Annotated in this window: 27 protein-coding genes; 19 read left to right on the top strand and 8 right to left on the bottom strand. The window is 72.8% G+C overall.

What is annotated here, in order from left to right:
• Positions 1 to 971 precede the first annotated feature (971 nt).
• Positions 972 to 1,907 carry a mycothiol synthase gene (gene mshD, locus ACZ5NJ_RS26060; RefSeq protein WP_468767637.1) on the bottom strand — a complete coding sequence of 312 codons (936 nt, stop codon included), beginning with the start codon at positions 1,905 to 1,907 and terminating at the stop codon, positions 972 to 974.
• A 148-nt stretch (positions 1,908 to 2,055) separates the two neighbouring features.
• Here mshD and ACZ5NJ_RS26055 point away from each other — a divergent pair, with 148 nt between their 5' ends.
• Entirely contained in the window at positions 2,056 to 3,873 is a 1,818-nt protein-coding gene (locus tag ACZ5NJ_RS26055) for a bifunctional metallophosphatase/5'-nucleotidase (RefSeq protein WP_468767635.1), read from the top strand.
• 61 nt (positions 3,874 to 3,934) lie between these two features.
• Here ACZ5NJ_RS26055 and ACZ5NJ_RS26050 read toward each other — a convergent pair whose 3' ends face one another.
• Complete coding sequence (locus ACZ5NJ_RS26050; RefSeq protein WP_468767634.1) at positions 3,935 to 4,720, bottom strand: alpha/beta fold hydrolase; 786 nt, start codon at positions 4,718 to 4,720, stop codon at positions 3,935 to 3,937.
• Positions 4,721 to 4,869: 149 nt separating this feature from the next.
• On the opposite strand from ACZ5NJ_RS26050, the gene ACZ5NJ_RS26045 reads away from it, so the two are divergent.
• Together ACZ5NJ_RS26045 and ACZ5NJ_RS26040 are read left to right on the top strand one after the other, a co-directional pair.
• The gene (locus tag ACZ5NJ_RS26045; RefSeq protein ID WP_468767632.1) at positions 4,870 to 5,457 is read left to right on the top strand and encodes a TetR/AcrR family transcriptional regulator; all 588 of its coding nucleotides are present in this window, start codon (positions 4,870 to 4,872) and stop codon (positions 5,455 to 5,457) included.
• 77 nt (positions 5,458 to 5,534) lie between these two features.
• On the top strand, positions 5,535 to 6,443 hold the full coding sequence (locus tag ACZ5NJ_RS26040; RefSeq protein ID WP_468767631.1) for a phosphatidylinositol-specific phospholipase C: 909 nt from the start codon (positions 5,535 to 5,537) through the stop codon (positions 6,441 to 6,443).
• Here the strand turns inward: ACZ5NJ_RS26040 and ACZ5NJ_RS26035 are convergent.
• From ACZ5NJ_RS26035 to ACZ5NJ_RS26015, 5 genes are all read right to left on the bottom strand, one after another.
• Positions 6,423 to 7,895, bottom strand: a complete 1,473-nt coding sequence (locus ACZ5NJ_RS26035; protein ID WP_468767629.1) for a sensor histidine kinase — start codon at positions 7,893 to 7,895, stop codon at positions 6,423 to 6,425. The two genes, ACZ5NJ_RS26040 and ACZ5NJ_RS26035, sit on opposite strands and share 21 nt — an antisense overlap.
• Entirely contained in the window at positions 7,892 to 8,629 is a 738-nt protein-coding gene (locus tag ACZ5NJ_RS26030; protein WP_468767628.1) for a response regulator transcription factor, read from the bottom strand. The genes ACZ5NJ_RS26035 and ACZ5NJ_RS26030 overlap by 4 nt, the downstream gene beginning before the upstream one ends.
• Before the next feature lie 115 nt (positions 8,630 to 8,744).
• A complete protein-coding gene (locus ACZ5NJ_RS26025) occupies positions 8,745 to 9,947 on the bottom strand; it encodes a S1C family serine protease (protein WP_468767626.1) in 1,203 nt (400 codons plus the stop codon).
• Between the two features lie 135 nt (positions 9,948 to 10,082).
• Positions 10,083 to 11,105: a LacI family DNA-binding transcriptional regulator gene (locus ACZ5NJ_RS26020; protein ID WP_042812372.1), complete on the bottom strand. Its 1,023-nt coding sequence runs from the start codon at positions 11,103 to 11,105 to the stop codon at positions 10,083 to 10,085.
• Between the two features lie 74 nt (positions 11,106 to 11,179).
• A complete protein-coding gene (locus tag ACZ5NJ_RS26015; protein WP_468767624.1) occupies positions 11,180 to 11,971 on the bottom strand; it encodes a response regulator transcription factor in 792 nt (263 codons plus the stop codon).
• A gap of 470 nt (positions 11,972 to 12,441) precedes the next feature.
• On the opposite strand from ACZ5NJ_RS26015, the gene ACZ5NJ_RS26010 reads away from it, so the two are divergent.
• From ACZ5NJ_RS26010 to ygfZ, 13 genes are all read left to right on the top strand, one after another.
• Positions 12,442 to 12,696: a MoaD/ThiS family protein gene (locus ACZ5NJ_RS26010; RefSeq protein WP_468767622.1), complete on the top strand. Its 255-nt coding sequence runs from the start codon at positions 12,442 to 12,444 to the stop codon at positions 12,694 to 12,696.
• Positions 12,697 to 13,127: 431 nt separating this feature from the next.
• Positions 13,128 to 14,579, top strand: coding sequence for a hypothetical protein (locus ACZ5NJ_RS26005; RefSeq protein ID WP_468767653.1), 1,452 nt, complete (start codon positions 13,128 to 13,130; stop codon positions 14,577 to 14,579).
• A 129-nt stretch (positions 14,580 to 14,708) separates the two neighbouring features.
• Positions 14,709 to 15,428, top strand: coding sequence for an LmeA family phospholipid-binding protein (locus tag ACZ5NJ_RS26000; protein ID WP_468767621.1), 720 nt, complete (start codon positions 14,709 to 14,711; stop codon positions 15,426 to 15,428).
• A 161-nt stretch (positions 15,429 to 15,589) separates the two neighbouring features.
• Positions 15,590 to 15,673: a putative leader peptide gene (locus ACZ5NJ_RS25995; protein WP_350206375.1), complete on the top strand. Its 84-nt coding sequence runs from the start codon at positions 15,590 to 15,592 to the stop codon at positions 15,671 to 15,673.
• A gap of 197 nt (positions 15,674 to 15,870) precedes the next feature.
• Complete coding sequence (locus tag ACZ5NJ_RS25990) at positions 15,871 to 16,716, top strand: sulfurtransferase (RefSeq protein WP_468767620.1); 846 nt, start codon at positions 15,871 to 15,873, stop codon at positions 16,714 to 16,716.
• An 83-nt stretch (positions 16,717 to 16,799) separates the two neighbouring features.
• On the top strand, positions 16,800 to 17,090 hold the full coding sequence (locus tag ACZ5NJ_RS25985) for a DUF1416 domain-containing protein (RefSeq protein ID WP_468767619.1): 291 nt from the start codon (positions 16,800 to 16,802) through the stop codon (positions 17,088 to 17,090).
• Positions 17,091 to 17,230: 140 nt separating this feature from the next.
• Complete coding sequence (locus ACZ5NJ_RS25980; RefSeq protein WP_358960178.1) at positions 17,231 to 17,497, top strand: DUF3099 domain-containing protein; 267 nt, start codon at positions 17,231 to 17,233, stop codon at positions 17,495 to 17,497.
• Positions 17,498 to 17,611: 114 nt separating this feature from the next.
• Positions 17,612 to 18,355: a hypothetical protein gene (locus ACZ5NJ_RS25975; protein ID WP_468767617.1), complete on the top strand. Its 744-nt coding sequence runs from the start codon at positions 17,612 to 17,614 to the stop codon at positions 18,353 to 18,355.
• Positions 18,352 to 19,251 (top strand): hypothetical protein, encoded by a 900-nt coding sequence (locus ACZ5NJ_RS25970; RefSeq protein WP_468767616.1) that lies wholly within the window; start codon positions 18,352 to 18,354, stop codon positions 19,249 to 19,251. Before ACZ5NJ_RS25975 ends, ACZ5NJ_RS25970 begins: the two co-directional genes overlap by 4 nt.
• On the top strand, positions 19,248 to 20,087 hold the full coding sequence (locus ACZ5NJ_RS25965) for a hypothetical protein (RefSeq protein WP_468767615.1): 840 nt from the start codon (positions 19,248 to 19,250) through the stop codon (positions 20,085 to 20,087). Before ACZ5NJ_RS25970 ends, ACZ5NJ_RS25965 begins: the two co-directional genes overlap by 4 nt.
• A 275-nt stretch (positions 20,088 to 20,362) precedes the next feature.
• The gene (locus ACZ5NJ_RS25960; RefSeq protein ID WP_468767614.1) at positions 20,363 to 20,935 is read left to right on the top strand and encodes a heme-binding beta-barrel domain-containing protein; all 573 of its coding nucleotides are present in this window, start codon (positions 20,363 to 20,365) and stop codon (positions 20,933 to 20,935) included.
• Positions 20,936 to 21,003: 68 nt separating this feature from the next.
• Positions 21,004 to 21,471 carry a Fur family transcriptional regulator gene (locus ACZ5NJ_RS25955; RefSeq protein ID WP_468767612.1) on the top strand — a complete coding sequence of 156 codons (468 nt, stop codon included), beginning with the start codon at positions 21,004 to 21,006 and terminating at the stop codon, positions 21,469 to 21,471.
• A gap of 51 nt (positions 21,472 to 21,522) precedes the next feature.
• The gene (gene ygfZ / locus ACZ5NJ_RS25950; protein ID WP_468767611.1) at positions 21,523 to 22,491 is read left to right on the top strand and encodes a CAF17-like 4Fe-4S cluster assembly/insertion protein YgfZ; all 969 of its coding nucleotides are present in this window, start codon (positions 21,523 to 21,525) and stop codon (positions 22,489 to 22,491) included.
• Positions 22,492 to 22,503: 12 nt separating this feature from the next.
• On the opposite strand, the gene dtd is transcribed toward ygfZ, so the two are convergent.
• Entirely contained in the window at positions 22,504 to 22,929 is a 426-nt protein-coding gene (gene dtd, locus ACZ5NJ_RS25945) for a D-aminoacyl-tRNA deacylase (RefSeq protein WP_468767609.1), read from the bottom strand.
• 132 nt (positions 22,930 to 23,061) lie between these two features.
• On the opposite strand from dtd, the gene ACZ5NJ_RS25940 reads away from it, so the two are divergent.
• From ACZ5NJ_RS25940 to ACZ5NJ_RS25930, 3 genes are all read left to right on the top strand, one after another.
• Positions 23,062 to 23,658, top strand: coding sequence for an RsiG family protein (locus ACZ5NJ_RS25940; RefSeq protein ID WP_468767608.1), 597 nt, complete (start codon positions 23,062 to 23,064; stop codon positions 23,656 to 23,658).
• Positions 23,659 to 23,740: 82 nt separating this feature from the next.
• A complete protein-coding gene (locus ACZ5NJ_RS25935) occupies positions 23,741 to 24,985 on the top strand; it encodes a GNAT family N-acetyltransferase (RefSeq protein ID WP_468767606.1) in 1,245 nt (414 codons plus the stop codon).
• Between the two features lie 20 nt (positions 24,986 to 25,005).
• Positions 25,006 to 25,806, top strand: a complete 801-nt coding sequence (locus ACZ5NJ_RS25930) for a putative protein N(5)-glutamine methyltransferase (protein ID WP_468767605.1) — start codon at positions 25,006 to 25,008, stop codon at positions 25,804 to 25,806.
• Positions 25,807 to 25,816: the final 10 nt, after the last annotated feature.

Genomic DNA, 25,816 nt, shown 5'->3' with positions numbered 1-25,816 from the left:
GGAAAAACGAAGACTGCCGGGAAACCCCCAAAGAAACGGGACGGATGTACATGAGACATCCGGCCGTGTCAGGGAGCAGTCGGGGTGGTCGGGGGTCGGCAGACATCCATTCGGCCCCCGTCAGCCGCATTCGGGGCCGCCCTACGCGTCAGATCGCTACGCGCTCCGCTCTGCTTAGCGTCCGGCGGCCGTCTGGGCTCGCTGCCTGCACGAAAGGACGACGGGATCGTCATCCGGGGCCGGTGGGCGCCCCAGATCGCTACGCGCTCCTCATTCCTCAGCGTCCGGCAGCCGTCTGGGGCTGATACCCGCACCAAAGGACGATCAGGACGACATCCGGGCCCTCCGGCGCCCCAGATCGCTACGCGCTCCTCATTCCTCAGCGTCTGGCGGCCGTCTTGGCTTTCTGACCGCACCAGACGACGAGTGGCAGGGCATCCCAGCCCACGAGCAGCCCTGGACGCTGAGACGGGAGGAGCGCGTAGCGATCTGGCGCGCCGGGGAGCCCGCATGCCGCCCTGATCGTCCTCTCCTGCATGCAGCGAGCCCAGACGGGCGGCGGACGCTAAGCCGGGAGGAGCGCGTAGCGATCTGACGCGTGGGTCGTCCCCGATTGTGCTCGCGAGGGGGCCGGATGCCCGGTCTGCCGGCCCCCGACCACCCCGACGGGTCGCTGATCCGGCCGCATGCCCATTGATCCACCGTCCCGTTTCTTTGGGGGTTTCCCGGCAGTCTTCGTTTTTCCGTGGCGGGACGGTCTGTCAAGGGTGGCCGAAGGCCATCGCGAAGCGACGCGACGAAGGAGCGCCCTTGACAGGCCGGCCCGACGCGGAAGGACGATGAGACTGACGGGAAAGCCCCAACCCTTCTCTGAGACCGCCCCGCCGGGACCCCGCCCACCCCCGACCCCGGCCAGCGCCCCCCGGAATCCCGCCCGCACCCGGAGCCCCCCCGCCCCCGCCCCCGCCCCCTCAGCTCTCCGTGCGGTACATCAGGTCCACCTCGTGCGTCGTGAAGCCCAGGCCCTCGTAGACCGCCAGGGCCGCCGGGTTGTCGGCGTCCACGTACAGCATCGCCGTCGGCAGGCCCGAGGCCGCCAGGTGCTGGAGGCCGATGGCGGTGAGGGCCTTGCCGAGGCCGCCGCCCTGGGCGCCCGGGCGGACGCCGACGACGTAGACCTCGCCGAGCTGTTCCTCGGCGTGGACCTTCGTCCAGTGGAAGCCGACCAGTTCCCCCTCCCGCTCCGCAAGGAAGAACCCCTTCGGGTCGAACCACGGCTGCGCGATGCGGTCGTCGAGGTCGCGCTGCGTCAGCGAGCCCTGCTCGGGGTGGTGGGCGAAGGCGGCGGCGTTGGCGGCGAGCCAGGCCGCGTCGTCCTGTCCGGGGACGAAGGTGCGGACGGTGACCCCGGCCGGGAGCACCGGGTCGGGCAGCGGGGCGGAGTCCGGGCCCAGGGGGCGGCGCAGCTGGCGCAGTTCGCGGAACAGGGTCAGGCCGAGGACCTGCGCGAGGTGGCGGGCGGCGGACTTGCCGCCGTGGGCCCACACCCGGATCCGCTTGCCGGAGGCGTTCAGCAGGGCGTTGCCCAGGGCCCGGCCGTGGCCGCGGCCGCGCAGGGCGGGGTGGACGACGAGTTCGGCGGCGGGGGCCTCCACCGGGTCGGTGTCCTCCAGTTGCCCGTACGCGACGAGCCGGCCGTCGGCGGTGGCCAGGAAGTGGCGGATGCCCTCGCGGGGGCCGCCGCGCAGCTGGAGGCGGCCCTGCTCGGAGACGGCGGTGGTGCCGTCGGTGCGGGCCGCTTCGTGGATCAGGTCGAGGACGGCCCCGGCCTGTTCCCCCGTCAGTTCGTCGAGGATCTCGATGTGCCGTCCCGGCTCGACGGCCGTCGCTGCGTCTGCGTCAGTCATGGTCCGAGCCTACGACCGACACCGCCCGACCCGCCCGACGGCTGCGCGTAACCACCTCGCAACCCGTACCCCCCTGTTGGCGCTACGCGCGTTGACCATAGGCTGCGGGTCACCTCCCAGTTGTCTCGCTGTCCAAAAAGGGGAACAGATGTCAGCGAAGCCACAACGGCACCGCACGGCCCGCCGGTTGACCCTCGGCGCGCTCGCCCTCACCGCGGGGGCCGGCGCGATGGTCGCCGCCGCACTGCCCGCCGGTGCCGCGAGTGGCGGCGTTCCGGTGGCCAAGGGCCGGACCGTCGACGTACAGATGCTGTCGTTCAACGACTTCCACGGCACGCTGGAGCCCCCGCAGGGCTCCTCGGGCACGGTCGGTGAACTGCAGGCTGACGGCACCACCAAGTCCATACCCGCGGGCGGCGTCGAGTACCTGGCGTCCGGTCTGCGCGAGGCCCGCAAGGGCCACGAGTACTCCGTCACGGCCGCGGCCGGCGACATGATCGGCGGCAGCCCGATGCTGTCCGGTCTCTTCCACGACGAGCCGACCGTCGAGGCGCTGAACAAGCTGAACCTCGACGTGACGAGCGTGGGCAATCACGAGTTCGACGAGGGCAAGACCGAGCTGCGCCGGATGCAGTACGGCGGCTGTCACCCGGTCGAAGGCTGCTTCGAGTACGGCAAGACGTACACGGGAGCGGAGTTCAAGTACCTCGCCGCGAACGTGACGGACGAGAAGACCAAGCGTCCGCTGATGTCGCCCACCTTCATCTGGAAGAAGGGGGACGTGAAGATCGGCTTCATCGGCGTCACCCTGGAGGGCACCCCGGACGTCGTCACGGCGGACGGCGTGAAGGGCCTGAAGTTCGGCGACGAGGTCGAGACGATCAACAAGTACGCCGCCGAGCTGGACAAGCAGGGCGTGAAGTCGATCGTGGCGCTGATCCACGAGGGTGGTCTGCCGGCGAGCGGCGCGTACAACTACGACTGCAACGTGCCGGGTGCCGGCGCGGGCATCTCGGGTGCGATCGTCGACATCGCGAAGAACGTGAGCCCGAAGGTCGACGCGCTGGTGACGGGCCACACCCACCAGGCGTACTCGTGCAACATCCCGGACCCGGCGGGCAACCCGCGCACGGTCACCTCGGCGGCCTCGTACGGCCGGCTGTTCACGGACACCACGCTGACGTACGACAAGGCGACGAAGGACATCGTCCGTACGCCGGTGCAGTCGCCGAAGCCGGTGAACAAGGTCGTCAGCCGGGACCTGCCGAAGGCCCCGGACATGACCGAGCTGATCGGCCGCTGGAAGAAGCTGGCGGCCCCGGTCGCCAACCGGCCGATGGGGTACATCTCGGCCGACATCGCGGGCCGCGGTTCGGAGGCGCCGGAGAAGCCGCTCGGTGACCTGATCGCGGACGCGCAGCTGGACGCGACGTCGGCGGCCGACAAGGGCGGGGCGCAGCTGGCCATCATGAACCCGGGCGGCATCCGTGCCGACCTGGCGTACAAGGCGGCCGGTGACGAGGGCGACGGTGTCGTGACGTACGGCGAGTCGTACACGGTGCAGCCGTTCAACAACCTGCTGAACGTGGTGGACCTGACCGGCGCGCAGCTGATCACGGCGCTCCAGCAGCAGGTCAGCGGTCCGGTCAACGGCCCGAACCCGAAGATCCTGCAGATCTCGAAGGGTCTGACGTACACCCTGGACATGACGAAGTCGGGCGCGGACCGGATCGTCGTGGACTCGGTGAAGCTGAACGGCGCGGCCATCGACCCGGCGAAGACCTACCGGGTCGTGATGAACGAGTTCCTGGCGGGCGGCGGTGACGGCTTCACCGTCCTGAAGGAGCACAAGAACAAGCTGGTCGGCGTGCCGGACCTGGAGGCGTTCAACGCGCTCCTGGCCAAGTCGACGGCGGCGGCGCCGATCGCCCCGCCGGCGGCGGACCGGATCACGGTCGTCAAGTAGCACCTGGACGGGGAGAGGGGCGGCGGGCCGGAAGGCGCGCCGCCCCTCACTCATGTGCGGGTCAGGCCTGGGCCAGGTACTTCGCCACGGCGGCGTGGAAGCCTTCCGGGTCGGTGAAGGGGACGAAGTGGTCGCCGTCGAGGGGGGTGTACGCGGTGCGGGGGCGGCGGCTGACCATCGCGGTCGCCGTGGCCTCGGGGAGCGCCTGGCTGCGGGTGGCGTGGACGAGCAGGGCCGGGCAGGTGCTCGCGAGCCAGGTGTCCCAGTGGTCGCCGGCGCAGGCGTGGATGGAGTCGAGCATGTCCTGCCCGTGGAAGGCGAGCCGCCAGCCGCTCCCGTCGCGCAGCGGGCGTACGCCGTCGGCGACGAAGGGCAGGGCGGCGGGGTCGACGGCGGCGAGGAGTTCCTCGCGGGTGGGGGCGGTGTAGGGGAGGGAGCCGAGGAAGTCGAACCAGTGGGGGCCGGTGGGGATGTTGATGCCCACGGTGGCGTCGACGCCGATGAGGACGCCGATCCGGTCGGGGTGGGCGGCGGCGAGGTGGTAGGCGTTGAGGCCGCCGAGGGAGTAGCCGAGGAGGGCGACCGGTTCGGTGAGGCCGAGGTGGTCGAGGAGGGCGACGGCGTCGGCGACGTACCCCTCGCGGCGGTAGTGCGGGGCCCGGTCGGAGTCGCCGTGGCCGCGCTGGTCGGGGGCGATGACCCGCCATGAGTCGCCGAGGGCGGCGGCCAGGCCGGTGAAGGCGGCGGCTTCGGACATGCCGCCGTGCAGGGCGAGCAGGGGGCGGCCGGGGCCGCCGAAGTCCAGGTACGACAGTGCGCGTCCGTCGATGTCCAGCGTGTGGCGCATGATGCGGTTCTCCCCGTTCGTTCGCCGGCCGTGGTGCTCGGTGACGGCTTCAGCCTGCCAGGGGTTGGGCAACCGCGCAATACGTTTGTGTAGGGCAACCGCCCAAAAGGAGATCCGGGCGCGGTCCGGGCCCCGGCTACGATCCCCGCATGGGAAATCGCGAGGACCTGCTGGCCGGAGCGCGCCGCTGCCTGGAGGAGAAGGGCTACCTGCGCACGACCGTGCGCGACATCGCCTCGGCGGCGCAGGTGAGCATGGCCGCGATCGGCTACCACTTCGGCTCCCGCGAGGTGCTCCTGAACCAGGCGCTGTTCGCCGCCATGGAGGAGTGGGCCGCCGGCGCCGGCCGGCTCGCCGGACAGGGCGACACCGCCCAGGAGCGCTACGCCGACACCTGGGACCGCAAGATCCGGGACTTCGGCGAGATGCGCTGGCTCTGGACCGCCTCCGTCGAGGCGTTCGTCCACGCCCAGTCCTCGCCCGAACTGCTCGCGATCCTCGCCGAGGGCCAGCGTCGCAACCGGCGCATGGTGGCCGCGGCCCTGCGCGGGGTGCCAGAAGAGGCGGTCACCGAGGAGGACGTACGCTCCCTCGGCTCCCTGCACATCGCCCTGCTGAGCGGGGTCATGGTGCAGGTCCTCACCGACCCCGAACAGGCCCCCACGGGCGCGGAACTCGCCCAAGGGCTGCGCGGCATGGTCGAGTTGCTCGGTGAACCCGTCCGTACCGACGGGTAGTAAGGGCACGCCCCGCACGCCATAATCCGGTCCGGCCACGGTGGCCGGAGAACCGGACTACGGACAAAGGGGCGGGCATGGCTCTGGACCGACGGACCTTTCTGACCGGCGCACTGGCGGCGGGCGCGGGCGCGGGCGCACTGGGACTGGGGGCCGCCGCCCCGGCCTCCGCGCGGGGCCTCGCCGCGCGACGCCCCGCCCTCAGGGCCCTGGGCACCCAGGACTGGATGGCCGGCCTCGCCGACTCCACCGCCCTCCAGCGCATGACCATCCCCGGCACCCACGACTCCGGAGCCACCAAGGGCGGTCTCTACGTCGCCTGCCAGAACACCTCGATCGCCGAGCAGCTCGACTCCGGCATCCGCTTCCTCGACGTGCGCTGCCGGGTGACGGGCGGCTCGTTCGCCATCCACCACGCGGCGTTCTTCCAGGACCTGATGTTCGGCGACGTCCTCGTCGCCTGCCGGAACTTCCTCGCCGCCCACCCCTCCGAGACCGTCCTGATGCGCGTGAAGCAGGAGTACTCCACCGAGAGCGACGCCACCTTCCGCGCCGTCTTCGACGACTACCTCGACCACCGCGGCTGGCGCCCGCTCTTCCGGATCGCCGACACCCTGCCCACCCTCGGCCAGGCCCGCGGCCGGGTGGTGCTCCTCGCCGACAACGCCGGACTGCCGGGCCTGCGCTACGGCGACGGCGGGGTCTTCGACATCCAGGACGACTACAACACGGAGCCCTTCGGCAAGATCGGCCGGATCGAGGACCAGTTCCGCAAGGCCGTCCGGCAGCCCGGCAGGCTCTTCGTGAACTACACCAGCACCGCCGCCTACATGCCCCCGCGCTGGAACTCCGACCGCCTCAACCCGCAGGTGCACGCCTTCGTCGACGGCGGCGAGCTGGCAGGCCGGACCGGGCTGGGCATCGTCCCGATGGACTTCCCGAACACCCGCTCCGGCCTGGTCGCCTCACTGGTCCGGCACAACTGACGGCTGCGGCCCGGCCTTCGGCCGGGTCTGCGGCTCCGCCGAGGGCGGCGGCGTGGGCGCCCCCGGGATGCGCAGCACCGCCTCGGTGCCGCCCGCCCCGTCCGCAGCCGCCCGCAGCTCGGCGGTGCCGCCCGAGCGGGCGGCCGTACGGGCCACGATCGACAGGCCCAGCCCGCTTCCGGGCAGGGCGCGGGCGGACTCCGAGCGCCAGAACCGTTCGAAGACGTACGGGAGGTCCTCGGCCGGAATCCCCGGCCCGTGGTCGCGCACCGTGAGCTCGCCCGCGCGCAGCACGACCTCCACCGCGCCGCCGGGCGGGCTGAACTTGACGGCGTTGTCCAGCAGGTTGATCACCGCCCGCTCCAGCGCGGCCGCCTCGCCCCGGACGAACCAGGGCTCCAGCTCGGCGTCGAAACGCAGCTCGGGACCGCGCAGCCGGGCCCGGGACAGGGCCGTCCCGGCGATGTCGTGCAGGGCCACCACCCCCAGCGGGGCGTGGGGGGCCGCGTCCGGGCGGGAGAGTTCCTGAAGGTCCCCGATCAGCGAGGCCAGCTCTGTCATCTGCGCCTTCACCGAGGCCAGCAGCTCCCGGCGGTCCTCGGGCGGGATGGCCCGGCCGGTCTCCTCACTGCGCGCCAGGAGCTCGATGTTGGTGCGCAGCGAGGTGAGCGGGGTGCGCAGCTCGTGCCCGGCGTCCGCGATCAGCTGGGCCTGGCGCTCCTGGGAGGAGGCCAGCGCCTCGGTCATGGAGTTGAAGGACCGCGACAGGCGGGCGATCTCGTCGTCGCCCTCCTCGGGGATCCGCACGGTGAGGTCCTCGGTGCGGGCGATGTGCTCGACGACCCCGGTGAGTTTGTCGACGGGCCGCAGCCCGGTCCGGGCCACCCACAGCCCGGCCGCGCCCGCGCCGACCACGCCGATGCCGGAGACCAGGAGCAGCACCCAGGCCAGGGTGGACAGGGGCTGGTCGATGTCGGCGAGGGGCTTGGCGATGGAGACCCCGAAGGACGCGCCGCTGGTGAGGTGCTTGTTGATCGTGTAGACGCGCATCCGGGTGCCGTCGCCGGTCGTCGCGTCGTGCAGGCTCTTGGCGCCCAGGCCCGCGGCGACGGCCTTGTCGGCCGCGGAGACGGGCAGGTCGCTGCGTCCGCTCACCAGGCAGCGGCCCCCGTCCGCGGTGACGATCTGGACGGTGGGGCCGAGCTCCTCGGCGATGTTCGGCGGCCCCACGGTCGGGCGGGTCACGCAGCCCTCGCGCAGGGTGCGGACCACCTGCTCGTCGGGCTGGGTCGCCAGCAGGGACTGGTTCAGCTGGTCGTTCAGCTGCGCCCGCACCATCACCCACGACACCCCGGCCACCGCCGCGACCGCGACCGCGACCGCGACGGTCACCAGCAGGGCCAGCCGGGAACGCAGCGGCAGCGCGCGGAAGCGGGCGGCCGGACCGGTCATTCGGGGCCGCCCTCACCGGCGCGCAGTACGTACCCGACCCCGCGCACGGTGTGGACCAGGCGCGGTTCGCCGCCCGCCTCGGTCTTGCGGCGCAGGTACATCACGTACACGTCCAGGGAGTTGGAGCTGGGCTCGAAGTCGAAGCCCCAGACCGTCTTGAGGATCTGCTCGCGGGTCAGGACCTGGCGCGGGTGCGCGAGGAACATCTCCAGCAGGGTGAACTCGGTACGGGTCAGCTCCACCGGCCGCCCGCCGCGGGTGACCTCGCGGGTGGCGAGGTCCATGCGCAGGTCGCCGAAGGTCAGGACGTCCTCGGGCTGTGCGGGGCCGGCCGCGGCGGGGGCGGCGTAGGAGCTGCGGCGCAGGAGGGCGCGGACGCGGGCGAACAGCTCGTCGAGCTCGAAGGGCTTGACGAGGTAGTCGTCGGCGCCCGCGTCGAGGCCGGTGACGCGGTCGCCGACGGTGTCGCGGGCGGTCAGCATGAGGATCGGGGTGACGCTGCCGGAGGCGCGCAGCCGCCGGGCCGCCGTCAGGCCGTCCATGCGGGGCATCTGGATGTCGAGGACGATCAGCTCGGGGGCGTACGAGGCCGACTGGTCGAGGGCGTCGATGCCGTCGACGGCGGTCCGTACGTCGTACCCCTCGAAGGCGAGGCTGCGGCGCAGGGCCTCGCGCACGGCCGGCTCGTCGTCGACGACGAGGATCCGCTGCGGGTCGCCTTCGGCGGGATTCATGCGTGGCCCCCAGGGGTGGTCGTCATCGTGGTTGTCGTCGTGGTCGTGGTCGTCGTCGGTCCGCGGGACTCGTGTGATCCGTGGGATCCGGTCCCGTCCCAGGGTCTCAGAAGGATCAGAGGGAGATGCCGAAGCCGTTGCCGCCGCGGTCGCCGCTCTGGTCCGTGCCGCCGGCGGATCCCGTGCCGCCCTTGCGGAGGGAGTCGAGGTCGGCCTTGATGGTGTTGACGGGGATGGCGAAGCCGAGGCCGACGCTGCCGGCGCTGGAGCTGTCGCTGGAGGGGGAGAAGATCGCGGAGGGCATCCCGACGATCTCGCCGTTCATGTTGACGAGGGCGCCGCCGGAGTTGCCGGGGTTGAGGGAGGCGTCGGTCTGGATGGCCTTGTAGGAGGTGGTGTTCGAGCCGGTGTCGCCGTTGAACTGCCGGCCGTCGTACGAGAACGGCCAGCCGCCCCCGCCGCCGCCCTGGCGGCCGCGCTGCTGCTGCTGGTCCTCGGACTTGGGCACGTTCACCTCGCGGTCGAGCGCGGAGACGATACCGCTGGTGACGGTGCCGGTGAGGCGGTCGGGGGAGCCGATGGCGACGACCTGGTCGCCGACCTTGAGGTTGCCGGAGTTGCCGAGCTTGGCGGGCTTGAGGCCGCTCGCCCCCTGGAGCTTGATCAGGGCGAGGTCCTTGGCGGGGTCGGTGCCGACGGTCCGGGCGGTGTATTTCTTGCCGTCGCTCATCGTCACCTGGATCTCCGAGGCGCCGCTGACGACGTGGTTGTTGGTGACGATCTCGCCGTCGGCGGTGACGACGATGCCGGAGCCGGTGCCCTGGCCGGAGCCGGTGCGGGTGTCGATGCGGACGACGGAGGGGCTGACCTGTTCGGCCACGCCGGAGACGGTGCCGTTGCTGGACTGGGAGACGTTGGTGCCGGGGAAGCCGGCGCCGGCGGCCCCGTTGCTCCCGAGGAACTGCTGGACGGCTGCGGCGGTCCCCCCGCCGACCACGGCGGCGGCGAGCGCCACGGCGGCGAGCAGGGCGACGGGGCGCTTGGCCCGGGGGGCGGGGACCGGTGCGGCGGGGGCCGAGTCGCCCCAGCCGGCGCCACTGCCCTCGCCGGGGACGGCCGTCACCGTCGCCGGGTTGCGGTGTGCCTCGTTCCACCCCGGGGCCGGGGGGTACGCGGGCGGGGGCGGGTAGGACCCGCCGCCCATCGCGTCATGGGCCAGCCGGTCGCGTCCGCGCTGCCAGTCCTCGCCGAAGGGCGAGTGCGGGGCCGGGCGGTTCTCCTGCGGGTACTCGCCTTCGCGGCGGAAGCTGTCGGTCATGTCTGTGACTCTGCCCACGGATCATGAGAGCTTTCTGAGTCCCGGCTGAGAAGCCCGACAGAACCGTGTATGCCCGATATAAGGGCAGGGGCCGGCGGGGCTGCGAACAGCCCGCGCGGCCTCGAAAAGGGGGGTCTAGCGGCAGCCGCAGCTGCGGCGGATGACCAGGGCCGACGGGAACTGCTTCAGGCGTTCGCGGCGCGAGCCCGCCACGCGGAGGGCGTCGTCCAGGACGAGGTCCACCGCCGCGCGGGCCATCGCCGGCCGGTCCGAGGAGACCGTCGTCAGCGGCGGGTCCGTCAGCGCCGCCTCCTTCACGTCGTCGAAGCCGGCCACCGCCAGCTCCCCGGGCACGTCGATCCGCAGCTCCCGCGCGGCCCGCAGCACACCGATCGCCTGGTCGTCCGTCGCGCAGAAGATCGCCGTCGGCCGGTCCGGGCGGGCCAGGACCTCCAGGGCGACCCGGTAGGCGTCGTAGCGGTTGTACGGGGCCTCGATGACCCGCCCCTCGACCGACCGGCCGGCCTCCAGCATGGCCCGACGCCAGCCCTCGACGTGGTCGGCGACCGGGTCGCCGACCGACGGGGTGTTCTCGATGCCGCCGATGCAGGCCACGTACTCGTGCCCGTGCTCCAGGAGGTGCCGGGTGGCCAGCTGGGCTCCGCCGATGTCGTCCGTGACGACGGCCACGTCGTCGATGGCCTCGGGACGCTCGTGCAGCAGCACGATCCGCGCGTCCCAGGCCTCGATCTCCGACGCGGCCCGCTCGCTCATGCCCTGGCTGACCAGGATCAGCCCGGACACCCGCATGCCGAGGAACGCGCGCAGGTAGTGCACCTCGCGCTCGTCCCGGTAGTCGGAGTTCCCGACCAGGACCATCTTTCCGCGCTCGGCGGCGGCCTGCTCGACCGCGTGCGCCATCTCCGCGAAGAAGGGCTGGCGCGCGTCCGGGACGATCATGCCTATGAGGTCGGTGCGCCGCGACGCCATCGCCTGGGCGACCCGGTCCGGGCGGTAGCCCAGATCCTTGATCGCGGCGAGGACACGCTCGCGCGTGGCCGGGGCGACCGGCCGGGGTCCGTTGTTGATGACGTAGCTCACGACGGCGGTAGACGTACCCGCAAGTCGTGCAACGTCATCCCGCGTCACCTTGGCCACGCGCGGAAGTCTACGCGGGGTGACCTACCTCTGGGCAGGGCGTCCTGGAGAGTGGATGGTCACAGCGCCTCCTCCTAATGGGGGACGGCCGCCGGGGACTCCGCCGGTGCCGGGGCCTTGGCCTGGGCCGGGGCCTCGGCCGGAGCCTGCTTCCGCTCGGCCTTGGCCGCCGCCTCCGCCGCCGCCCGCTCGACCTTCTCCGGGGTGACGAAGCGGTAGCCGACGTTGCGGACGGTGCCGATCAGCGACTCGTGCTCGGGGCCGAGCTTGGCGCGCAGCCGCCGGACGTGGACGTCCACCGTCCGGGTGCCGCCGAAGTAGTCGTAGCCCCAGACCTCCTGGAGGAGCTGGGCGCGGGTGAAGACCCGCCCGGGGTGCTGGGCGAGGTACTTCAGGAGCTCGAACTCCTTGAAGGTCAGGTCCAGGACCCGGCCCTTGAGCTTGGCGGAGTACGTCGCCTCGTCGACCGACAGGTCGCCGTTGCGGATCTCCATGGGGGAGTCGTCGGAGCCGAGCTGCTGGCGGCCCGTGGCCAGCCGCAGCCGCGCCTCGACCTCGGCCGGTCCGGCGGTGTCGAGGAGGACGTCGTCGATGCCCCAGTCGGCGGTGACGGCGGCGAGACCGCCCTCCGTGACGACGAGGATCAGCGGGCAGCCGGGCCCGGTGGACCGCAGCAGCTGGCAGAGCGACCGCACCTGCGGCAGGTCGCGGCGGCCGTCGACGAGGATCACGTCGGCCCCGGGGGTGTCCACCAGGGCCGGTCCTTCGGCCGGGGCGACCCGGACGTTGTGCAGCAGCAGTCCGAGTGCGGGCAGCACTTCGGCGGAGGGCTGCAGGGCGTTGGTGAGCAGCAGGAGGGAACTCACGCCCGACCACCTGCCCGGGTCGGGTGGTCGTGCTCCTGTTTGCTTCGCTGGTCCATCACGTCGGTTCCTCCTCGGTCCCGTCGAGGACGTGCGTGGTACGGCTTCGTACGACTTGCCTGGCATGCCGTCCGGTCCCCGCGCCCTGAGGTCCGGATGGATACCACTCTTCTCGGTCCGTTCAACGTGCTGAAAGCACAAAAGGACCCGGGGGCTACGTTGCCCGGATCCTCTACGCCGCCAGAATAGCCCACCCGCCCTTTCAGGGCCGAGGGCCGCCGTGCACCGCGTTCTGTGGTTCGCGCCACGCCTTCCTCCTGCGTATGCCCTGGTTTCACCGGATCGGTGGACCCCCCGCGGGCCGCCCGGGCGCACGGACGGCGCAGGGAGGCACGCCGGGGTGACGAGCCGGAGGGGTCATCATGGAGGCCGACGGTAGAGATCCGACGGAGCCGAACACGATGGGAGCTGCAGTGGCAACCGGAACCATCCGCTACTGGGCGGCGGCGAAAGCCGCGGCCAAGACGGCGGAGGAGCCGTACTCGGCACGCACGCTGGCCGAGGCGCTCGACGCAGTGCGGGAACGCCACCCGGGGGAGCTGACCCGGGTCCTGCAGCGCTGCTCCTTCCTCGTGAACGACGAGCCCGTGGGCAAGCGGCCGCACGATGGCGTCCTGCTGACCGAAGGGGGCACCGTCGAGGTGCTCCCGCCGTTCGCGGGCGGGTGAGCGCGGCGATGAGCACTCCCGAGGAGGAGCGGCGGCGCCGGCAGGCGGACGCCGCCGCGCAGCAGGACCCGTACAGCACGCAGACCTGGCAGGCCGACACCTGGGAGACCGGGTACCAGCCGGTGCAGCCGCCGCTCGGCTCCGTGCCGGGGCAGGCGCCCCCGCCGGTTCCCGCGCAGGGGCATCCGGACTGGCAGCAGCAGGCCGGGGGCACCGGGGCCGGGGGTGGTGTGCCGTGGCCGGACGCCTCCGCCGGAGGCGGTGCCGGGTACCCGGGGCAGCAGGGGCAGGCGCAACCGCAGGGTTCCGCCGTGCCCGACTCGTGGTTCCGCGACCCCGAGCCGCAGCCGCAGCCGACCGGGGGCGGGGGCGTTCCGTGGCAGGACGCCCCGTCCGGTGGTGGCGCCGGGTATCCGGGGCAGCAGGCGCAGGTGCAGCCGCAGGGCTCCGCCGTGCCCGAGTCGTGGTTCCGGGACGCCGGGCCGCAGGCTCCCGTGCCGGGTGCGCAGCCGCCGGCGCAGGCGGACGCCGCCGAGACGGCGTACCTGCCGCCCGTGCGGCAGCCCGGGCCGGCGCAGCCGGCCGGCGGGGGCGCGCCCTGGCCGGACACCGCCTCGGCCGTGGCGGAGACGGCGTACCTGCCGCCCGTGGCTCCGGCGGAGAGCGCCGCCGCGCAGACCGCCTACCTGCCGCCGTACCCGGGCCCCGCGCAGCCGCAGGGCTCCGCCGTGCCCGACTCGTGGTTCCGCGACCCCCAGCCGCAGCCCCCGGCGGACATGGCCGCGGCGGAGACGGCTTACCTGCCGCCGGTGCCTCCGGTGGAGAACGCCGCCGCGCAGACGGCGTACCTGCCGCCGGTGCCTCCGGTGGAGAACGCCGCCGCGCAGACGGCGTACCTGCCGCCCGTTCCTCCGGTGGAGAACGCCGCGGCCGAGACGGCGTATCTCCCGCCCGTCCCCCCGATGGAGAACGCCGCCGCCGAGACGGCCTACCTGCCGCCCGTGCCTCCGGTGGAGGACGCCGCCGCGCAGACCGCCTACCTGCCGCCCGTGCGGGAGGCCGAGCCGCAGGCGCAGGCCGGTGGGGCGGACTGGTCGCCGCCGACGCTCGGGGGGAACACCCTGCGCGCCGTCGACCCCGCCCAGGCGCGGGCCGAGGGGCGGTCGCCGATCATCGACCCCGGGCCGCAGTCGGCCATACTGACCGCCGCCCTCGGGCTGCTGCTCGCCGGCGCCGCCGCGCTGGGCCCGTACGCCCTGCTGCTGCCGCTGATCGCCCTCCAGGGCCTCACCGCCGCCGGCTGGTTCCGCCTCAACGGCATGTGGCCGGCCCGCCAGGGCATCGCCCTGGCCTTCGCCGGAGCCCTCGTCGCCGACGGCGCGGTCCTCGCGGTGGACGGTACGTACGGCCCCGGCGCCATCATCGGCACCCTCGGGGCGTGGGTGCTGCTCACGCTGGTGCTCCAGCTGCGCAGCCACGCCGACCCCGACGAGCGGATGTACGGGCTGATGGCCTCCGTGGCCTCCGCCGCGCTGGCCATCGCGTGCACCGGGTTCCTCGCGGCCGACTGGGCCGCCGTGAGCGCCGGGGCGGCCTCCGTGGCCGTCGCCGTGTTCGCGCGGGCCCTGCCGCTGCCGACCGCCCCCTCCGTGGGCGTCTCGCTGGCCGCCGCGGCCGGTGCGGGCATCGCGGTCGGCGGGCTGGTCGGGATGGGCGCGGGCGGTGCGCTGGTCGGCCTGGTGGCCGGCGTGTGCGCGCTGGTCGGGCTGCGGGTGGCAGCGTACGACTACCCGTCGAAGTTCGTGCACATGACGGCCGGCGTCGCGCTGCCGCTGGCGGTGGCCGCCCCCGCCGTCTACCTGATCGGCCGCGTGGTCGGCTGAGGCAAAGGGACGGGCAGGGCGGGCGGGGCGGGCGTCGTGGAAGTGGGCGCCCGCCCCGCCCGCTCACCGCGCTCCGACGGCGATCATGGTCCACTAGAACGCACGTACCGTCGAGTAGGGGGAGGACACGTGCGTTTCCTGCGTTTCGTGCTGATCGTGGCAGTGGTGCTGGGGGGCCTGTTCGTGGGCGCCGACCGGTGGGCGGTCGGTTACGCCGAGGACCGGCTCGCCGAGAAGGTCCAGTCCCGCCAGGGCCTGGCCGGCAGCGCCGAGGTCGACATCCACGGCTTCCCCTTCCTCACCCAGGCGCTCAGCCACGAGCTGGAGCAGGTCGACCTGAAGCTGAAGGGCGTCGAGGTCACCGCCGACGGCCGCAAGACGCGGCTCTCGCAGCTCGACGCCGCCTTCCACGACGTGAAGCTGAACTCCGGCTACACCGGCGGTTCCGCCCGGCGCGCCGAGGGCACCGCGCTGATCTCGTACGAGGACCTCACCAAGGCCTCCCAGACCGGCGCGACGCTGACCTACGGGGGCCAGCCCGGCAAGCTGAAGGTCACCGCGTCGGTGGACGTTCTGGGCCGGACGATCACCCGCAGCGTGATCTCCACCGTCGAGCTCGTCGACGGCAAGCAGGGGCCGGGCGGCGGCAAGACCGTCCGGGTCCACGCGGACTCCGTGCCGGGCGAGGGTATACCGGGGATCGAGAGCGCGATCCGCAAGCGGACGGACTTCGACCGCCGCATCGACGACGGCCTCCCGGCCGGTCTGAAGCTCACCGCGCTGACCTCGGACGAGGCGGGCGTCCACCTCACGCTGACCGGCACGGACGTGAGTCTGGCCGGATCGTGAGACGGCGTGGTCCGATCCGCAGGAGGACGGGCCGCGCGACCAGCCCCGGAAGGCCGCGGGACGGCCTCCCGGGGCTTTCTCATCCCGCCATTCGGACGATCCTGTCTCGCCATATGACACGCCGGTGACAGGGCGGCCGGTTCGTCCCTACGATCCTGGCTATGAAGCATCAGCAGGCGGACCTCACGAAGCGGCGGGCAGTAGACCTGTGTCGCGTCGCCGCCATGCTCTGTCGCTCCATGTGAGGCGTGAGCCTTCCCGCTCCGCCGGCCGGACCGACGGCCCTTCATCCCGCGTGACCGCACCGCACCCGCCTCCCGCCCCCGACGCCTCCCCGCGCAGGGCCGGAGAGCGACAGCCGGACAGCGGCACACGCAGAGCAACGCCAGCCCCACCGCAGCACAGCACAGCCCCGCCGCACACTGCCCCGGAGGAGATCACCATGAGCCGCAGCGACGTCCTCGTAGACGCCGACTGGGTCGAGGCCCACCTGAACGACGACAACGTCGTGATCGTCGAGGTGGACGAGGACACGTCCGCGTACGACAAGAACCACATCAAGAACGCCGTCCGGATCGACTGGAAGCAGGACCTCCAGGACCCGGTGCGCCGTGACTTCGTGGACCAGGAGGGCTTCGAGAAGCTCCTCTCCGCCAAGGGCATCTCCAACGACGACACCGTCGTCCTCTACGGCGGCAACAACAACTGGTTCGCCTCGTACGCCTACTGGTACTTCAAGCTCTACGGCCACCAGGACGTCAAGCTCCTCGACGGCGGCCGCAAGAAGTGGGAGCTCGACTCCCGCGACCTGGTCGACGGCAAGGACGTCCCGAACCGCCCGGCCACCGCGTACAAGGCCAAGGCCCAGGACACCTCGATCCGCGCCTTCCGCGATGACGTCGTCGCCGCGATCGGCTCGCTGAACCTGGTCGACGTCCGCTCGCCCGACGAGTTCTCCGGCAAGCTGCTCGCCCCGGCGCACCTCCCGCAGGAGCAGTCGCAGCGCCCCGGCCACGTGCCGAGCGCCCGCAACATCCCGTGGTCGAAGAACGCCAACGACGACGGCACCTTCAAGTCCGACGAGGAGCTGACCGCCCTCTACGAGGCCGAGCAGGTCGACCTCGCCAAGGACACCATCGCCTACTGCCGCATCGGTGAGCGCTCCGCGCTCACGTGGTTCGTGCTGCACGAGCTCCTGGGCCAGGAGAACGTCAAGAACTACGACGGCTCCTGGACCGAGTACGGCTCGCTCGTCGGCGTGCCGATCGAGCTCGGCGCCAACAAGTAGTCCCCGTGGCGGCGGGGCGTGCACGCGACGCCCGCCCACCCGCCCCCGCAGCAGCAGAACCTCTCTATGACAGGACAGAGAACATGTGTGGAGCACAGATCGGCGGGCCCGACCTCGCGACGCTCAAGCCCGGTGAGACCGCGATCCAGGGCCAGGTGACCAAGGACGGCGAGCCCGTCAGCGGCTACGTGCGGCTGCTGGACTCGACCGGCGAGTTCACCGCCGAGGTCCCGACCTCCGCGACCGGTCAGTTCCGCTTCTACGCGGCCACCGGCTCGTGGACGCTGCGGGCGCTGGTGCCCGGCGGCCAGGCCGACCGCGCCGTCGAGGTCGCCGAGGCCGGCGGCGTGACGGACGTCGCCATCGCGGTCTGACGCACGACCGCACCGCCGTACCGGCCGAAGGGCCGCACCCCAGGGGGTTGGACGCCACTGGATCGGGGTGCGGCCCTTCGCGCCGTCCGCGCCCTTGTCCGCGCCCTTGTGTTCGCGGGGGCCGGTCCTAGGCTGGAGGTATGTACGCCCGGCGTCGGCGCGCCTACTTCCTGCTCATGGGCGGATGCCTGTTCCTCTTCGTCTCCGCCTGGTCCTTCGTGCGCCTCTTCTCGGTGCCGGCGGCGGTCGCGCTGTGCGTGGTCGCGATGGTCATCCCGCCGGTCGCGGCGATGGTCGCGAACCGGCGCGGGCCGGAGGACCGCTGGTGGGACGACCCGTCGGGGGATCCGAAGTCCGACGAGTGGTGGGACGAACTGGACGGGAAGCGGCGGCCGCCCGAGGATTGAACGCGTTCGAGATAAAAGCGTAATAAGGATGCGTACAACGTCCCTGGGGCCCATGGTGTCTTGGATGTGCGCGGGCGAACGTTCCCGCGCCTCCAGGTCTGTGGGGGGACCCCTTTGGAACAAGAACAGCCGCCACCGCGCGCTCCGCGCCGGCGTGGCCGCACCACCGCCCTGATCGCCGCCGCCCTCGTCCTCGGCGCCGTCGCCGGCACGGTGACCGGCTACGCGATCCAGTACGGCCGCACGCCCACGGCCCTGCCGCCCCTGGCCCAGCAGAAGCTGGAGACCCCGAAGGCGCAGGCGCCGAACGACGCCACCACGGCCAAGTCGATCAACGCCAACCGCTGGCACAAGACGGACGACGACCTCACGAAGCTCCTGATCGACGCGCCGGCGGGGGCGAAGGCCGAGGGCAGCGGTTACGACAGCCTCGACTCGTACGCGCTGGGCTTCGAGAAGCCCGAGGGCGGTTTCCGCAACCTCGTGGAGCACGGCTTCCGGCGCGTGGCGTCGACGAGCTGGGAGCAGGGCGACGTCCACGTCGGCGTCCAGCTGCTCCAGTTCAAGGACTTCATGGGGGCGGACGCGTACAAGATCGGCCAGTCCGAGTACCTGCCCAAGGCCGACTTCGCGGGCAACGCCGGAGCGGACATCCCCGGAGTGCCCGGCGAGTCCGGACACCTCTGGGTGTTCTCCAAGGCCGATGAGAAGCCCGGCTACTACCCGGTCCGTGAAGCCAGGGCCGTCGCCCGCCGGGGCGACATCGTCATGCACATCTTCTACCTCGACCTGCGCGGACGTGAGATCGCGGAGAGCGACGTCGCCGAGGTGGCGAAGCGCCAGTGGGAGCGACTGTGACCGAGCCGCAGAAGGACACGGACGCCACCGCCCAGGCGCCGGAAACCCCCGCCACGGAGGCCCCGGCGCCCGAGGCACCCGCGCCCGAGGAGCCCGCGCAGGCGGAACCCGCGGGGGAGGCCGGCGCGCGGACGGGCCGGCGTCGCAAGGGCGTCGCCCTCGCCGCGGCGGCCGTCACGGCCGTCGTCCTCGCGGCCGGCGGGGTCTGGGCCTCGTCCGCCGTCACCGGCGCCGACCGGACGGCACGCACGGCGTACTGGGTCCCCGACGGGGCGTCGCTGCCGAACCGCGGGGTGCCGGGCCAGGTGCCCGCGAACCTCCTCTCCGCGAAGCTCATCCCGGCCCCGCCGGGCTACCGGCCCGGCCCCGACCTGGGCGCCGACGGCAACGACTACGTCGTGTCGGGCGAACGGGCGCTGGACGGCTTCAAGGAGGCCCGCACCGGCCTGTCGTCCTCGGAGCGCAAGAAGCGCGACGACATGCTGGCCGGGCTCAAGCTGAAGGGCGTGGCGGGCCGCACCTTCGCGAAGGACACCGGGACGCTGGTCGTGGAGGTCAAGCTGATGCAGGCCGACCCCAAGGCCCTGGATTCCTTCTCCCAGGTCTCGCGCAAGCTCCTCGAACTCGGCGGTGACGGCCGTGAGGCGCCCAAGGCGGACGGGTTCCCCGATGCCAGGTGCGCTCTGGCCGCCCTGGTCGCCGACGACGCGGGCAAGGGCAAGGACAAGGACAAGAAGGACCAGGGCATCGACTCCCTGACCTGCGTGGCGGTCCAGGGTGACGTGATGGTCGACTTCCGGGCCTACGGATCCAAGAGCGTCTTCTCGGCCTCCGACGCCGTCACGATCTTCAAGAACCAGCTGAACCACCTGAAGTCCCCCGGGGAGTCCGTGTGACCGAGCAGACCACCGCCGCCCCGGACGCCCCCGCCGCGGACGCCCCGGGAACCGGGTCCCCCGACGCCCCCGCCGCGAAGGACCGCCGCGCCCTGCGCGCCGTCCTGCGGTGGACCGCCGCCGTCCTCGTCTTCGGCGTCGCCGGGGCGGGGACGGCGTACGGGATCACCCGGGCCGAGCGCACCGACGTCCCCGGCCTGTCCACCAAGGACGACGGCCGCTGGGCGTACCCCGTCCTGGCCAGGCCCACCCCTCCCCCCGGCGCCGCGCTGCCCTTCGCCGCGGACAACCCGGAGGGCATCCACTACGCCGGCCTGACCCAGCTCCTGCTGCCCGCTCCCCAGGGCTCCACGCCCGACGGCGCGCTGAGGCTGGAGAAGGACTCGGCCGTCACCGTGGACACCTTCCTGGAGGAGTACGAGCCGTCGGCCCGCGCCACGATGCGCGAGCAGTTCGACGTCAACGGCCTGCGCCAGATCGCCGGCCGCGGCTGGACCACTCCCGACGGCACCCGCACCCGCGTCTACCTGCTGCGCTTCCACGCCTCGGGATTCGCGGACACCTTCAAGGGGTGCGGCACCGACATGGAGCTGAACGGCGTCAAGCAGGTCGTGACGGACGAGGTCTGGAACAAGGCCAAGGTCGGCCAGGTCTCGCCGGCCGTCGAGGGCATCAAGGTCCTGGAAGAGGCCGTCCCCTTCGGCGACGAACAGACCCGCGTCGGGTGCGTCGAGGCGGGCGACATCCAGGCAGTGATCGTCCAGAGCCGCAAGGGCGCGGCCCTCACCGTCCCCCTCCACCAGACGGTGATCCTCCAGGACCAGCTGCTCCACTGAGCGGCGCCCCCCGGCAGGCCCGGTTCGGCCTACCTCACACCGTGCGCCGGTCCCCGGGCCAGTAGGCTTGGGGACCGGCCCCGTCCACCCGCACCGAATCCTCCGAGGAGCACCCCGTGCTTGAGGCTTTCTTCACCTCCCTGCTGGTCCTGGTCTGCGTCGGCGTCCTCGCCTTCACCGGCCTGGCCGTCAAGAAGCTGTACCAGGGTCAGCGCTGACAGCCGACCGGCCGACCGCCCCGGAACCCCTCCCACAGATCGCCTGAGCAGCCAACCATGATCCAGATCCCGTCCGACCTGAACCCCGGTCTCGTCCCCCTCGCCTTCCTCCTCGGTACCTGGGAAGGCGCCGGCGTCTTCGACTTCCCCGGCGAGGAGAAGTGCAACTTCGGCCAGGAAGTCGTCTTCAGCCACGACGGCCGGGACTTCCTGGAGTACACCTCCCACTCCTGGGTCCTCGACGCCGACGGCAACAAGGTGCGCCCGCTGGAGTCCGAGTCGGGCTACTGGCGCATCGACAAGGACCGCAAGGTCGAGATCGTCATGGTCCGCGACCAGGGCGTGGTCGAGGTCTGGTACGGCGAGCTCGCCGACCAGAAGCCGCAGATCGACCTCGTCACCGACGCCGTGGCCCGTACCGCCGCCTCCGGCCCGTACAGCGGCGGCAAGCGCCTCTACGGCTACGTGAAGAGCGACCTGATGTGGGTCGGCGAGAAGGCGACCCCCGAGGTCGAGCTGCGCCCCTACATGTCGGCCCAGCTGAAGAAGGTCGTCACCCCGGAGGAGATCGCCGACATGGCGCGCAACCTCCCCGAGCTCCCGGAAGACGGCATCGCCTTCTTCCGCTGAGCCGCGTACGCGCACGAAAGGGGACCGCGGCAGGGCCGCGGTCCCCTTCGCGCGCTTACACTGGCCGGGTGGTGACCACCGACTGGAAGACCGACCTGCGGCAGCGCGGATACCGGCTGACACCGCAGCGCCAGCTCGTGCTGGAAGCGGTCGACGCCCTGGAGCACGCCACCCCCGACGAGATCCTCGTCGAAGTGCGCAAGACCGCCTCCGGCGTCAACATCTCCACCGTGTACCGCACGCTGGAGCTCCTGGAGGAGCTCGGCCTGGTCTCGCACGCCCACCTCGGGCACGGGGCGCCCACGTACCACCTCGCCGACCGGCACCACCACATCCACCTCGTGTGCCGCGACTGCACCGAGGTGATCGAGGCCGACCTCGACATCGCCGCCGACTTCACGGCGAAGCTGCGCTCCACCTTCGGCTTCGAGACCGACATGAAGCACTTCGCCATCTTCGGCCTGTGCGAGCGGTGCGCCGCCCGCCGCCGGGACGACCGCGCCGGGAGCCCCGCCGCCGGACAGGGCGACGCGTAGCGCCCCCGGTGCGCCCTGGGACCCCGCGGACGGGGTCGTAGGCTTGGTGGCATGACCAGCAGCCCCTTGCTCCATCTTCCCGGCGCCGTAGCGGCCGAAGGCCGTGACGAGGGCGTCGCCGCCCACTACGGAGAGCTCTACGGCGAACAGCGCGCCCTCGCCGACGGCCGAGGCTTCGTCGACCTCTCCCACCGCGGGGTCGTCACCGTCACCGGCCAGGACCGGCTCGCCTGGCTTCACCTGCTGATCACCCAGCACGTCACGGAACTCCCGCCCGGGCAGGCCACCGAGGCGCTGATCCTCTCCGCCAACGGGCACATCGAGCACCAGCTGCACCTCGTCGACGACGGCGAGACCACCTGGGCGCACGTCGAGCCGGGCACGCAGGAGGCGCTGATCGCCTACCTGGAGTCCATGAAGTTCTTCTACCGCGTGGAAGTCGCCGACCGCACCGCCGACTTCGCCGTCCTCCACCTCCCGGCCGGCTCCATCGCCGAGACCGACAAGGAGCTCGTGGTCCGCGAGACCCCGTACGGCCGTGACGTGTTCCTGCCGCGCGAGCGGCTGGAGGCCTTCGCCGCCGAGCACGGCCCGGCCGCCGGGCTCCTCGCCTACGAGGCCCTGCGCGTCGAGGCGCACCGCCCGCGCCTGGGCCTGGAGACCGACCACCGCACCATCCCGCACGAGATCGGCCTCATCGGCACCGCCGTGCACCTGCAGAAGGGCTGCTACCGCGGCCAGGAGACCGTCGCCCGCGTCCACAACCTGGGGAAGCCCCCGCGCCGCCTGGTCTTCCTCCACCTCGACGGCTCCGAGGTGCTGCTCCCGCCGCACGGCGCGCCCGTACGCCTCGCCGCCGACGGGGAGGACGGCCGCCAGCTCGGCTTCGTCACCACCGCCGTGCGCCACCACGAGCTCGGGCCGATCGCCCTCGCGCTCGTGAAGCGGAACGTTCCGGTGGACGCCCCGCTGCTGGCCGGGACCACCCCGGCCGCACAGGAGGTCGTCGTGGCCCCGTAGGGGCTCCGGCGGCTATACGTCGATGACGAGGGTGAACGGGCCGTGGTTGGTCAGCGAGACCCGCATGTCCGCGCCGAACCGGCCCGTCGCCACCGTCGCGCCCAGCGCCCGCAGCTGCGCCACGACCTCGTCCACCAGCGGCTCGGCCACCGGCCCGGGCGCGGCCGCGTTCCAGGTGGGGCGCCGGCCCTTGCGGGCGTCCCCGTAGAGCGTGAACTGGGAGATCACCAGCAGCGGCGCGTCCACGTCGCTGCAGGACTTCTCCGCCTCCAGGATCCGCACCGACCACAGCTTGCGCGCCAGCACGGCCGCCTTCTCCGCGGTGTCGTCGTGGGTCACCCCCACCAGCACGCACAGCCCCTCGCCGACGATCTCGCCGACCGTCTCGCCGGCCACGACGACGCTCGCGCCGTCCACCCTCTGCACCACTGCTCGCATACCACCTGTGTACCAGGCGTGCACCCGTCCGGGGCCGATCGGGTGGCGTGGGACTGCGTCCGCACCACGGAGAGTGGCACCATGCACGCAGGCGGTGCCCCCAGCACCGGTCGAGGGGACGGACACGAAACGATGAACACCACCTCTGATACCTCCGCACTTGCACCCGCGGCACCCGACGAGGCGTCCGCGCCCCAGGTGCGGCCGCCCGCGCAGCGCACCGGCGACCCCGAGGGGCCGACCACCCCCGCCGGTCTCCCCGCCGCCGCGCTCGGCCTGCCCGAACTGCGCGCCCTGCGCCGCGACGCCCAGCGCGACGAGGCCGACCTCAGCTACATCCGCAGGCTCCTCCAGGGCCGCATCGACATCCTGCGCGCCGAGCTGGCCCGCCGGACGGACCCCGAGGCGCCGGTGGTGGACCGGCTCTCGGAGATCCTCGCCGACGCCCCGTCCCGCCGCAGCGCCTCCGCCCGGCACGTCACCCTCGGCACCCCGCACAACGAGGAGTTCCGGCTGCTGGCGGCCGAGATGCTCTCCGACGTGGAGCTGTCGGACCTGGACGCGCGCACGGACGCCGAGCTGCACGAGGCGATGGCCCGGCTGGTCCGCTACGAGCAGCAGGTTTCGCGCCGCCGCCAGCAGCTCCAGCGGACGGCGGACGACTCCAGTGCGGAGATCACCCGGCGCTACCGGGAGGGCGAGGCGCAGGTGGACGACCTGCTGGCGTAGCGGCGGTGGCGGGACCCGGGGCCTGACGGCCGGGCGGAAATTCGGGCGACTCGGCCCGGTGGGGCCGTTAGCGTGACCGGATATGAGTGCTGACATCCGGCCGATCGCCGAATCCGAACTCCCCGAGTGGATGCGGGCCCTGAACACGGGCTTCCTGATGCCGGCTCCGGTCGCGGGGCCCGACGTGGCCATGCGGAGCAAGTACTGGGACCTCGCCCGTACCCAGGGTGCGTTCGACGCCGCCACCGGCCGCTGCGTGGCCACCTTCCGGTCCTTCTCCCAGCAGCTGGCCGTCCCCGGCGGCGCGCGTGTTCCCTCCAGCGCCCTCACCAATGTCAGCGTGACCGCCACCCACCGGCGGCAGGGCCTGCTGACGCGGATGATGGCCGCCGAGCTGACCGCCGCCAAGGAGCGCGGCGACGTCGTCTCCACCCTGATCGCCGCCGAGTACCCGATCTACGGCCGGTACGGGTACGGGCCCGCCACGACCGCCGTCGAATGGGAGATCGACGTCGCCCGCAGCGGCCTCGACCCCCGCGCGGCCGGCCCCGGCGACGGCGGCCGCATCGACCTGGTCGACGCCGCCGAGGCCCGCGAGACCGGTCCCGGCCTGCACGAGCGGCTCAGCGCGGCTGTGCACGGCGCGGTCAGCCGCGACACGCGCCGGTGGAACATCGCCACCGGGGTGGAGGAGACCCAGGACCGCCCCTACAAGCACCGGTTCTTCGCGGTCTACCGGGACGGGGCGGGAGAGCCGGCCGGTATGGCGGCGTACACGGCCGACGACCGGTGGACGGACGAGAAGCGTCCGCTGAACACCCTCCAGGTCAAGGACCTGATCGCGGTGACCCCGGAGGCGGAGCGCGGCCTGTGGCGGTTCCTGTGCTCCATCGACTGGGTGATGAAGGTCCGCACCGGCTACCGCGCCCCCGACGACCTCGTCCCGCTGCTGCTGCCCGACCCGCGCGCGGCCCGCCTGGTGACCTCGGCGGACTTCATGTGGCTGCGGCTGCTCGACGTCGAACGGGCCCTGTCCGCCCGGACGTACGCCGTGCCCGGGGTCCTGGTCCTGGAGGTGGAGGACGCGGCGGGGCTCGCGGACGGCCGCTACCGGCTGGACGCGGGGACCGGCGCGTGCACCCGTACCCAGGACCCGGCCGACGTGCGCCTGGACGTGTCCGCGCTCGGCTCCCTCTACCTAGGCGACGAGTCGGCGGCGCGGCTGGCGGCGCTGGGGCGTGTGACGCAGGAGCGGGCCGGGGCGGTCGCGCTGGCCGACGCGGTGTTCCGCACGGCCCGGCGCCCGTGGTGCCCGGACGTCTTCTGACCGGCCCTGGGAGGGGACACATGACATCGATCGTCGAACGGCTGCGCGCAGCGGGCTGCGTCTTCGCCGAGGAGGAGGCCGAGCTGCTGGTCGCGGCCGCCTCCGGGGACGACCGCCGGCTGGCGGGGCTGGTCGCCCGGCGGGTGGCGGGCGAGCCGCTGGAGCACGTCGTCGGCTGGGCGCAGTTCTGCGGGCTGCGCGTGGAGGTGGGGGCGGGGGCCTTCGTACCGCGCCGGCGCAGCGAGTTCCTCGCCGAGGAGGCGGTGGGGCTGGCCCGGCCCGGCGCCGTGGTGCTGGACCTGTGCTGCGGGGTGGGCGCCCTCGGCGCGGCGGTGGCCTCGCAGGTGCCGGACGGGGTCGAGCTGCACGCGGCCGACATCGACCCGGCCGCGCTGGCGTACGCCCGGCGCAACGTCGCCCCGTACGGGGGAGCGGTGTGGGAGGGCGACCTGTACGCGGCGCTCCCGGCGGAGCTGCGGGGGCGGGTGGAGGTCCTGGTGGTCAACGCCCCGTACGTGCCGACCGGGGAGATCGGGCTGATGCCGCCGGAGGCCCGGGAGCACGAGCCGCTGGTCTCCCTCGACGGGGGCGAGGACGGCCTGGACGTCCACCGCCGGGTCGCGGCGCAGGCCCTGCGCTGGCTGGCCCCGGGTGGCCACCTGCTGATCGAGACCAGCGCCCGCCAGGCCCCGCTGACGGCTTCCGCGCTGACGGCGGGGGGTCTGGCGGTGCGCGCGGCGGTCTCGGAGGAGCTGGGCGCGACCGTGCTGATCGGCGGAGTGCCGGCGGGGCCGGGCCCGTCCCCGGCAGACAGGCCCTAGGCGGGGAAGG

This window comes from Streptomyces sp. NPDC032091, from assembly GCF_055580265.1.
The sequence above is the reverse complement of the archived record's forward strand: the minus strand, read 5'-3'. Positions and strand labels throughout refer to the sequence as shown.